Here is an 897-nt window from a genome sequence, read left to right as displayed (position 1 = left end):
GGGGTCGACGTCGTCGAACGCCACGTCGCCGTTCTCCTTCACCTCGGTGAGCCGGACGATCAGCCGGTCGCCGACCGCGTACTCGCCGTCGAGGTTCGACTCGTGGACGAGGCCGCTCACGGCGTCGGAGAGGTCGACGAACACGCCGTAGTCGACGACGCCGTTGACCTCGGCGTGGTATAACGCGTCGACCTCGGCGTCTTCGAGGGTACAGTCCGGTGCCAAGTCGTAGACGGTCGGGCGGTCGTCGGCCGCGCGCGCCGACCGGTCCTCGACCGTCCCCTCCGCCGCGTCGGCGTCGGGTTCGGGGCTCGAATCGCCCCGCGTGCCGGAATCCCCGGCGGTGTTTTCGCTCATGGACACGTCTCGGGAACGGGCGGTGTTAAGCCTGTTCTCTCGGGGATCGCGGCGCCGGGCTCCGCTCGTCGGCGGCCGAGCGACCGCCCCGCGTCCCGCGGTCCGGAACCCCTATGAGGCGACGACGACTTGTTCCGCTCATGCGACTGTTCCGCTCGGACGAGCTCCTCGGGATCGCCCGAGAGACCCTGGAGTTCGTGCTCGAGGCGAGCGAGGAGACCCACCCCAACGAGTACATGGGGTTCCTCCGCGCGGACGACGCCCGGAAGCTGGACCTCGACCGCGACGGACAGGTGATCACCGACGTGCTCGTCATCCCGGGCACGGAGTCGAGCCCGACGAGCGCCACCGTCCGCACCAACATGAAGCCGAACGACATGCGCGCGGTCGGGTCGGTCCACTCGCACCCGAACGGCGCGCTGCGACCGAGCGACGCCGACCTCGCGACGTTCGGGCAGGGGAAGGTGCACATCATCGCCGGCGCCCCCTACGGCTGGGGCGACTGGAAGGCGTTCGACAACGAGGGGAACCAGACGACCC

Annotated in this window: 1 protein-coding gene and 1 pseudogene; one reads left to right on the top strand and one right to left on the bottom strand. The window is 70.0% G+C overall.

The window, feature by feature from the left end; translation table 11 throughout:
- The coding region (locus B9G38_RS17100; RefSeq protein ID WP_143415615.1) for a S1 RNA-binding domain-containing protein at window positions 1-357 on the bottom strand (357 nt) is incomplete at its 3' end.
- A gap of 140 nt (window positions 358-497) precedes the next feature.
- Between B9G38_RS17100 and B9G38_RS17095 the strand changes: the two are divergent.
- A pseudogene (locus tag B9G38_RS17095) lies at window positions 498-896 on the top strand (Mov34/MPN/PAD-1 family protein); the annotation flags it as partial.
- Window position 897: the final 1 nt, after the last annotated feature.

The organism is Halorubrum sp. SD612, assembly GCF_002135005.1.
This window is presented reverse-complemented; position numbering and strand designations above follow the sequence as displayed.